Annotated in this window: 8 protein-coding genes; 4 read left to right on the forward strand and 4 right to left on the reverse strand. The window is 63.9% G+C overall.

What is annotated here, in order from left to right; all coding sequences use genetic code 11:
- Positions 1 to 33 precede the first annotated feature (33 nt).
- The gene (locus HGA39_08800) at positions 34 to 237 is read right to left on the reverse strand and encodes a DUF951 domain-containing protein (protein NTW29442.1); all 204 of its coding nucleotides are present in this window, start codon (positions 235 to 237) and stop codon (positions 34 to 36) included.
- Positions 238 to 429: 192 nt separating this feature from the next.
- On the opposite strand from HGA39_08800, the gene HGA39_08805 reads away from it, so the two are divergent.
- From HGA39_08805 to HGA39_08815, 3 genes are all read left to right on the forward strand, one after another.
- Positions 430 to 705, forward strand: a complete 276-nt coding sequence (locus HGA39_08805) for an ACT domain-containing protein (protein ID NTW29443.1) — start codon at positions 430 to 432, stop codon at positions 703 to 705.
- 129 nt (positions 706 to 834) lie between these two features.
- Entirely contained in the window at positions 835 to 2,277 is a 1,443-nt protein-coding gene (locus HGA39_08810) for a hypothetical protein (protein NTW29444.1), read from the forward strand.
- A 139-nt stretch (positions 2,278 to 2,416) separates the two neighbouring features.
- On the forward strand, positions 2,417 to 3,781 hold the full coding sequence (locus HGA39_08815) for a PFL family protein (GenBank protein ID NTW29445.1): 1,365 nt from the start codon (positions 2,417 to 2,419) through the stop codon (positions 3,779 to 3,781).
- A gap of 7 nt (positions 3,782 to 3,788) precedes the next feature.
- On the opposite strand, the gene HGA39_08820 is transcribed toward HGA39_08815, so the two are convergent.
- The 3 genes from HGA39_08820 to HGA39_08830 all read right to left on the reverse strand — a co-directional run bounded on the left by HGA39_08820 (position 3,789) and on the right by HGA39_08830 (position 6,949).
- Positions 3,789 to 4,535 (reverse strand): response regulator transcription factor, encoded by a 747-nt coding sequence (locus HGA39_08820; protein ID NTW29446.1) that lies wholly within the window; start codon positions 4,533 to 4,535, stop codon positions 3,789 to 3,791.
- A 129-nt stretch (positions 4,536 to 4,664) separates the two neighbouring features.
- Positions 4,665 to 6,095 (reverse strand): NADPH-dependent glutamate synthase, encoded by a 1,431-nt coding sequence (gene gltA / locus HGA39_08825; protein NTW29447.1) that lies wholly within the window; start codon positions 6,093 to 6,095, stop codon positions 4,665 to 4,667.
- Between the two features lie 14 nt (positions 6,096 to 6,109).
- On the reverse strand, positions 6,110 to 6,949 hold the full coding sequence (locus HGA39_08830; protein ID NTW29448.1) for a sulfide/dihydroorotate dehydrogenase-like FAD/NAD-binding protein: 840 nt from the start codon (positions 6,947 to 6,949) through the stop codon (positions 6,110 to 6,112).
- Between the two features lie 240 nt (positions 6,950 to 7,189).
- Between HGA39_08830 and HGA39_08835 the strand changes: the two genes are divergently transcribed.
- Entirely contained in the window at positions 7,190 to 8,392 is a 1,203-nt protein-coding gene (locus HGA39_08835; protein ID NTW29449.1) for a peptidoglycan DD-metalloendopeptidase family protein, read from the forward strand.
- Positions 8,393 to 8,455: the final 63 nt, after the last annotated feature.

Here is an 8,455-nt window from a genome sequence, read left to right on the forward strand (position 1 = left end):
CCCGAAAGCCGCAGCCGGTCGACATCTGCCTCTCTACTCGTCCCCGCGCTCCAAGAACCCTCGAAACCGCCTGTCGAACTCCGAGCGCACAAGCATGACCTTGCGGTCGCATCCTCGGCAGCGCAGCCCGATGTCGGCGCCGACGCGGACGATCTCCCACTCGTTCACACCACACGGATGCGGCTTCTTCAGTTTCACAACATCGCCCATCTTCACGGGCGTGATCGGTATCGTCATCGGCTCACCTCCGGGACCATCATGCTATGCGCATCTTAACCGCATCAAAATCCCGACCAAACCGCAGGTCACATCCCCGCTACGGCCGCCAGTGCGGTATAAGGAGTATAGCGCCGCGGCACACCACCTGCGCCTGCCGGCCGCAAGGATTGTCCACGCGAAGATCTCACCATTGAACCAGGAAGGACGCGCATGCGAACCCCCGCCATCCTGTCGGTTCTCGGCGAAGACCGGGTCGGCATCGTCGCCGCGATATCGAGCGTGCTCGCTGAAGCGCACGCCAACATCGAGGACATCCGCCAGACCATCATCGACGGCATCTTCTCGATGACGATGCTCGTTACCGTCGACGAGAACTCAACCGCCTTCGACGCGCTCCAGCGCCGCCTCGCCGAGACCGCCGAGGACCTCGGTCTGCAGATCACTCTCCAGCGCGAAGACGTCTTCCGCTACATGCATCGCATCTAGCTAGGCTGGACTCTCCGCGAAGTGTCTCGGCGATGAACCGGATGCGCCCGATGGGAAACCCACGGGCTTTGCTATACTCAGTGCTCGCCGAACTTTCACTTGTCGCGACAAGTCGGGAGCTATAACACTATGGCTATCAGGCAGGGAGTTGAAAGGCGCTCGCCCGGATACTCTGCCGCTGCCTCGATAGTCATCATCGCTCTTGGCATTGCGAGCTTCCGCGCGTCAGCTACGAGCATGTTCAAGTATGACGCGGACATGGGAACCCAGTTCTCCTACGCGCTCTCGATGCTCGTGCAAGTCGTTGCCGTGATCAGTGTCATCGCCTTCAGCGACCGCCTTCTGAAATCGAGAAGGGCTCTCGCTCTTGTCTTCTGGGGATCATTGGCAATCGTGCTAGCCGGGACATCGTTGGTCCTGCTATCTCTGGATCTGGATCCAGCCTCTTCAACGCTAGCCTACGACGCCGGAGTGGCCCTGTCCGGCGCGGGAAGTGCCGCAGCATTGCTGGGATGGGGCACAAGCTTCTGCTCCTTGGCGCCACGACAGTCCGCGGTTGCAGTATGCTTGGGCTTCTTCATTCACAGCATTCTGGCCTGCCTGTTCGATGTGCTTCCCAAGGCCTTCACGCTGTATTCGGTTTTCGTCTTCCCGATAATCGCGTCGACGCTTCTCGCCTATTACTACTATTCGCGCAAAGAGAGCATCCGACTCTACTCCACGCGGACGGCGAGCCTCTCCCCGTCTCAGTTGCCGTGGGGCATCATCTCGCTCCTGGTGCTGTGCTACCTGACGAGCAGCGTGTTGAGCGTGATCGTTTCGGGTCTCACAACCCCCATGACGGCCCTCTTGCAGCCGCTCGTCTTCGGTGTCAGTTTGGGCATCGTGTGCCTTTGGATCTACGCCCTCAAGAGGGATGATCCTGAGAGCCTGTGGCCAATGTTCGTTTTGGGCTTGTTGGGGTGTCTGCTCATCTATCTGACATCTTGGCCGAGTGACTCCAGCCTCCTGGTAGGCCTCATGGCCACCATGAAGCAATGGAGCATGATGTTTTATTGGGTGCTGCTTGCCGTGCTGATCTACCAACTCGGATTGTCGCCCGTTGTCTTCTTCGGACTGGGAAACCTCCTAATCGGTTCCGTCGGCAGGCTGATAGTTGAATTCAGTATGTCCTCGGTTGACGGCACCCAGGCGACCTTATCGGCGACGTTCTTCACGTCCTTGATTGCGGTCTTCGCTTTCCTTATCGTCGTCGCCGCATTCTATGCACTCAAGTCCAAGAGATCTCTCATTCCGGACAAGCGGGCGCCCGAAGCCGGCTCCAACATCGAGGAGGCCATGAACCACATCGCCCAAGAATACTGTCTATCCAAACGAGAGATCGAAGTCGTCGGCTTTCTTGTGCGGGGATACACGTTTGGTCAGATGGGCAAGGAGATGTTCCTTTCGATCGACACGGTCCGCTCCTACAGCAAGACCCTCTATAGGAAACTCGGAATCCACAAGAAGCAAGAGTTGTATTCACTGATCGAGCAGCGGGCGGGCTCCCATTTGACCGAAACGGTGAGGTAGAGCACGCCTTCGTTGACCGGACGTCGAGTGGTGCAAACCAGCCGGATCTGTGAAAGACTGTCGCTTAGAGGACTCCGCTTCTCAAGGACTCTCGACTCATGCACTCTTGTCGGCCCACCCCCGCCCAGGAGGTTTACTCGTGTACATCTCGCCCGAGGAAGTCGTCGAGACACTCACGATGATCACGCAGCAGCATCTCGACGTCCGCACTGTCACGCTCGGCCTCTCGCTCTCCGGCTGCGCGCATGAAGACGTCGACGTCATGGCGCGCCGCATCTACGACCGCGTCACCATCGCCGCCCAGCGCCTCGTCCCAGTCGCCGAGCAGATCGAGCGCGAGTACGGCATCCCCATCGTCAACAAGCGCATCGCCGTCACCCCGATCGCGCAGCTCGCCGCGGCCACCGCTGCCGAGGACCTCACCCCGCTCGCCATCACACTCGACCGCGCGGCGCTCGAGGTGGGCGTGAACTTCATCGGCGGGTTCTCGGCGCTCGTGCAGAAGGGTATCGGCGACGGCGATCGCCGCCTCATCGCCTCGATGCCGCAGGCACTGGCCACAACCGAGCGCGTCTGCGCCTCCGTCAACGTCGCCTCGACGCGTGCCGGCATCAACATGGACGCCGTGCTCCTCATGGCGCAGACGGTGCTCGCAGCTGCACACGCCACCGCCGACCGCGACAGCATCGCATGCGCCAAGCTCGTCATCTTCGCCAACATGGTCGAGGACAACCCGTTCATGGCCGGCGCCGTCCACGGCTCGGGCGAAGCCGACGCCGTCATCAATGTCGGCATCTCCGGCCCTGGCGTCGTGCGCGCCATCATCGCCGCGATGCCGCAGGACGCCGACATGACCGCCGTCGCCGAGGCCATCAAAGCCACAGCCTTCAAGATCACCCGCGTCGGCGAGCTCGTCGCACGCGAGGCAGCCGGGCGTCTCGGCGTGGCGCGCGGCATCGTCGACCTCTCGCTCGCCCCCACCCCCGCCGAAGGCGATTCCGTCGCCGAGATCATCGAGGCGATGGGCGTCGGCCGCTGCGGGGGACCGGGCACGACCGCCGCGCTCGCGCTCCTGAACGACGCCGTCAAGAAGGGCGGTGCCATGGGCACGAGTTCCATCGGCGGCCTCTCGGGCGCCTTCATCCCCGTCTCCGAGGACGCCGGCATGATCCGCGCCGCCGAGTGCGGAGCGCTTTCGATCGAGAAGCTAGAGGCGATGACGGCCGTGTGCTCCGTCGGCCTCGACATGATCGCGATCCCCGGCGACACCACGCCCGAGACGATCGCAGGCATCATCGCCGACGAGTGCGCCATCGGCGTCATCAACTCGAAGACCACAGCCGTGCGCCTGATCCCGGCGATCGGCAAGAGTGTGGGCGACCGCGTGAGCTTCGGCGGGCTGCTCGGCGAGGCGCCGGTCATGGCGGTCAACAGCTGGGCCGGCACCGTCTTCGCGCACCGCGGCGGAAGATTCCCCGCGCCGTTGGGGAGTCTGAGGAACTAGGCGCTGCCTAGATACCTACAGTCTCCCTGAACTCCCGCACTTGTCGGCGTGCCACTGGGATGTGTGTCTCATCGCGGTCGGCCGCCACCACGTAGTAGCAGCCGTCCTGCCGCACGATCTCCTTGACCTTGTTCAGGTTCACCAGATAGCTGCGGTGCACGCGCGTGAACGCGTCGTGCGCGTACTTCTCCTCAAGCTCTCCGAGTGTGGTGTCGACGAGGTACTGGTTCTCGTAGGTGTGCGCGTATGTCGACTTGTGCCTCGCCGAGAGAAAGACGATGTCGCTTGTGTTCAGCAGCACCATGCGACCGCCCTTGCGCACCGGCAGTTTGCGGAACTCCGAGTCGCCAACGCCCGTCTCGGCATGCACGCGGCCCAGGCCGCGCACGAGGCTTTCGATCCGAGCGGCGAGTTCGGCGACGCTGAACGGCTTGTTCACGTACTGCTGCACGCCCTGGCGAAACGCGAGGATCTTCGCGAGTTCCTCGGTCTTGGCGGAAAGCATGATGACTGGCAGCGTCGCCGTGAGCGGGTTGCTGCGGATGTCCATGAGTGTCATCCAGCCATCCACCCGCGGCATTATGATGTCGAGGACGACCACGTCGATGTGGTCCCTGCCGATAAGCTCAATAGCCTCGGCACCGTCGGCGGCCCCAAAGACGCGCATACCCTCGGCCTCAAGGCCTATGCGCGCCATCTCTACGATCTCCGCGTCGTCATCGACGACGAGAACGTGAATTGGGTCTTCGGTCACCGTTCGCTCCCCTGCACCATCCGACTGGAATACAATACCCGCCAAACGCACGGTAAGTCATACCGTTTGTCGGCGCAGTGTGTAGGATTGTACCCCAGCGGAGCACAAGCGGACCGCATTCACCGCGGATTATTGCGCCGTTTTCGTCTCTCGCAGCCAGCAATCCATCGCAGCCGCCGCTTTCTTGCCGGCTCCCATCGCCTTGATCACCGTCGCCGAGCCGGTCACGATGTCTCCGCCCGCGTACACGCCGGGCACACTCGTTGCGCCGTCCTCGCCGGTGACGATGTAACCGCGCTTGGTGACCTCGACCCCCGGCGCCGCCCGCGTGAGTAGCGGGTTGGCCCGCGTTCCCACCGCGACAATCACCGTGTCGCACTCGATCGTGAACTCGCTGCCGGCCACGCACACCGGTGACCTGCGCCCGCTGGCGTCCGGCTCGCCCAGCTCCATCCGCGTGACCACGATGCCGGTCACCCAACCGTCATGTCCCACGATCGCCGACGGCGCGCACAGCATCTTGAACTCGATGCCTTCCTCGGCGGCGTGATGGACTTCCTCCTTGCGCGCGGGCATCTCCTCGGCGGTTCGGCGGTAGACGAGGAAGACCTCCTCGGCGCCGAGGCGAAGCGCCGTCCTCGCCGAGTCCATCGCGACGTTACCACCGCCCACGACGGCGACCTTGCGGCCGCGCCACACGGGCGTGTCGGCCTTAGCCGGAAACTCGTAGGCACGCATCAGGTTCACGCGCGTCAGGAACTCGTTCGCCGAGTACACGCCGTTGAAGTTCTCCCCAGGTATGCCGAGAAACATCGGCAGCCCGGCCCCGGAGCCGATGAAGACGGCGTCGAAGCCCTCCTCGGTCATGAGCTCGGGCACGTCGACCAGCTGACCGACGACGGAGTTGGTGCGCATCTCCACGCCGAGAGCCGAAAGCGTCTCGATCTCGGCCTCGACGATGCGCTTGGGCAGGCGGAACTCAGGGATGCCGTAGGAAAGCACGCCACCGGGCGCGTGCAGCGATTCGAGGATGGTGACCTGATGGCCGAGCTGCGCGAGTTCGCCCGCACACGCCAGCCCCGCTGGCCCGCTGCCCACGACCGCGCAGCGCAGTCCGGATGCGGGCGCGACCGTCGGCACGCAGCGGTGCGCCAGCTCGCACGCAACATCCGTGTCGCCGAGAAAGCGCTCGAGCCGCCCGATGGCGACCGCCTCGCCGCGCTTCGCGAGCACGCACGACGCCTCGCACTGCTCCTCCTGCGGGCAGACGCGCCCACACACGGCCGGCAGCGCGTTGCGCTCTTTGAGCACGGCCACGCCACGCGGCAGATCGCCGTCGATGATCGCGCCGATGAATGACTTGATGTCGATGCCGACCGGACATCCCTGCTGACACGTCGGGTTCGCGCACTGCAGGCAGCGCTGAGCCTCACCCATCGCCTGCTCGGCCGAGTAGCCTAGGCCCACCTCGGCGAAGGTGTCGCGGCGCTCGCGCGGGTCGCGCTCGGGCATCGGCGTACGCGGAGCACGCGACGGCTTGCGGCGCTCAGGCACGGACATGGGCGCGGCGTCTTCTAGTGGCGGCATTTGCAGCTCCTGGTGAACTCGGCATCGGCGTCACGCTCGTCCTCGGTGTAGACGCGCTGGCGGCTCATCAGCTCTTCCCAGTCGACCGCGTGCCCATCGAAGTCGGGACCTTCCACGCAGCCGAACTTGGTGACTCCGTCGATCGAGACGCGGCACGCGCCGCACATTCCGGTGCCGTCCACCATGATCGGGTTCAAGGACACCGTCGTCGGCACACCGAATTCCTTCGTAGTCGCGGCACAAAACTTCATCATAATTGCGGGACCGACCGCGAAGGCAGCGTCGATCGCACCGGCCTCGCACAGCTCCTTGAGCGGGTGCGTGACGAGCCCCTTGCGCCCGGCAGTTCCGTCGTCGGTGACGACGATGAGTTCCTTGAGCGGCAACGCACGAAGCTGTTCTTCGAGCACCAGCAGGTCGGCCGTCCTCGCGCCGAGAATCACGGTGACCTCGGCTCCGGCCTCGGCCATCGCACGCGCGACCGGGTACGCCACCGCCGCGCCCACGCCGCCGCCTACGATCGCGACGCGCCCCACTCCCTCGACGTGCGTCGGCACGCCGAGCGGCCCGACGACATCGGCGAGTGAGTCCCCCACCTCCATGTGCGCGAGTTGGTGTGTTGTCTTGCCGACACGCATGAAGATGAAGCGGACCCAGCCTTCCTCGGCGGACCAGTCGGAAAACGTCAGGGGGATGCGCTCGCCGGATGCGTCCGCCCGCACCATGAGAAACTGGCCCGCACGGGCTTTCCTAGCGATGCGCGGCGCTTCGACACCCATCTCATAGACGGTGTCTGACAGCTGGCGTTTGTGGACGATACGGAACATGTTCCTCCGATGCGGTCGCGGCTTCTTTCTTGCGCTGGTCGCAGTGTCGCAACAGTATATATCGGCCCGCTCCGGTCGGCCGCAGGCGTGGGGCGAGCGGTGCAAAGCAAGCGGCAAACGTGCCGACTGGCGGGGCGCGTTTGTATCTTACGCAAGGCGACTGCTATTATTAGTCAGAATTGCGCCTTCCGGAGGCCACACACACCCTACGCAGCAGCCCCACCGGAGGAACTACAAGATATGCATCGCACCCGCTCATACTGCGCCATCATCCTCTCCCTTGCGCTGCTCTTGGGAAGCGTGACCTCCACCTACGCTGTGACCTCCTCGGATCTCACTGCAGCTCAACAGGCCGCTGAGACTGCCCGGCAGCAGGCCGCCGCAGCCACCGCGCTGGCAAACCAGCTGAAAGCCGAGACGCAAAGCCTCGACAAACAGGTCGATGCGCTCCAGGCCGATGCCGATGCTCTCGACCCCCAAATCGCCGAGGCGACCGCCCGCACCAACCAGCTCGAAGCCGACGTCGCCAGACTACGCGCGGAAATCACCTCAAAGACGGCCGAGATCGAAACCAACACCAAGAACTACGCACAGCAACAGGAGCTGCTGGCCCAGCGCGTCTCATCCACCTACCGGCAAGGCTCCTGGTTCTACCTCGAACTGCTCCTCAGCTCCTCTAACATCCGAGATCTCATCGCCCATACCGAACTGGTCGCCCGCGTTATCCGCTCGAACAGCGATGCTGCAGCGCAGCTGGTGGAGACGAAAGCGGCGCTTGTGAGTGCGAAGTCCGCGCTCGACAACGCTCTTGCCGAGATCAGCGTCAAGCGCGACGAGGCCCGGGCCGCTCAGGCGTCGGTGCAACAGCTGCAGGATGCCCGCCAAGGCAAGGTCAACCAGCAGGCTTCGGTACTCGCACAGAAGTCGAGCCTGTTAGCCGCCACCAACAAGAATGTGAAGCAACTAACCGCCATTGCCGAAGCCGAGGAAGCCGAATCCGCTCGGATCGCCGCCGAGCTGTCTGGAGGCGGATCAGGCCAGTTCAATGGCGTGATGACTTGGCCGACACCAAGCTGCTACACCATCACGTCTTCGTTTGGCTGGCGGATGCATCCGGTCCTCCACGTCAATAAGCTGCATACCGGCATCGACATCGGCGCGAGCGCGGGGGCGGCAATTGTCGCGGCTGGCGCGGGAACCGTCATCTCCACGAGCTACCTCACGGGCTACGGCTACACCGTCATGATCGATCACGGCAACGGAGTCGTGACCCTCTACGCCCACCAGCCTAGCGGGGGCATCCAGGTCTCCGTCGGGCAGCGAGTGACGAAGGGCCAGCGAATCGGCACCGTGGGTTCAACGGGCTACGCGACGGGACCGCACCTGCACTTCGAGGTGCGCATCAACGGGAACCCGGTGGATCCGATGCCTTATCTGAGGTAGAGGCCGCCGGGGTGGGTGGGGGTCCTGTGCTCAGACATACTCGAAGTGGCCGCCAGGGGCGGC

The sequence above is a fragment of the Coriobacteriia bacterium genome, assembly GCA_013336165.1.
Classification (GTDB): domain Bacteria; phylum Actinomycetota; class Coriobacteriia; order Anaerosomatales; family JAAXUF01; genus JAAXUF01.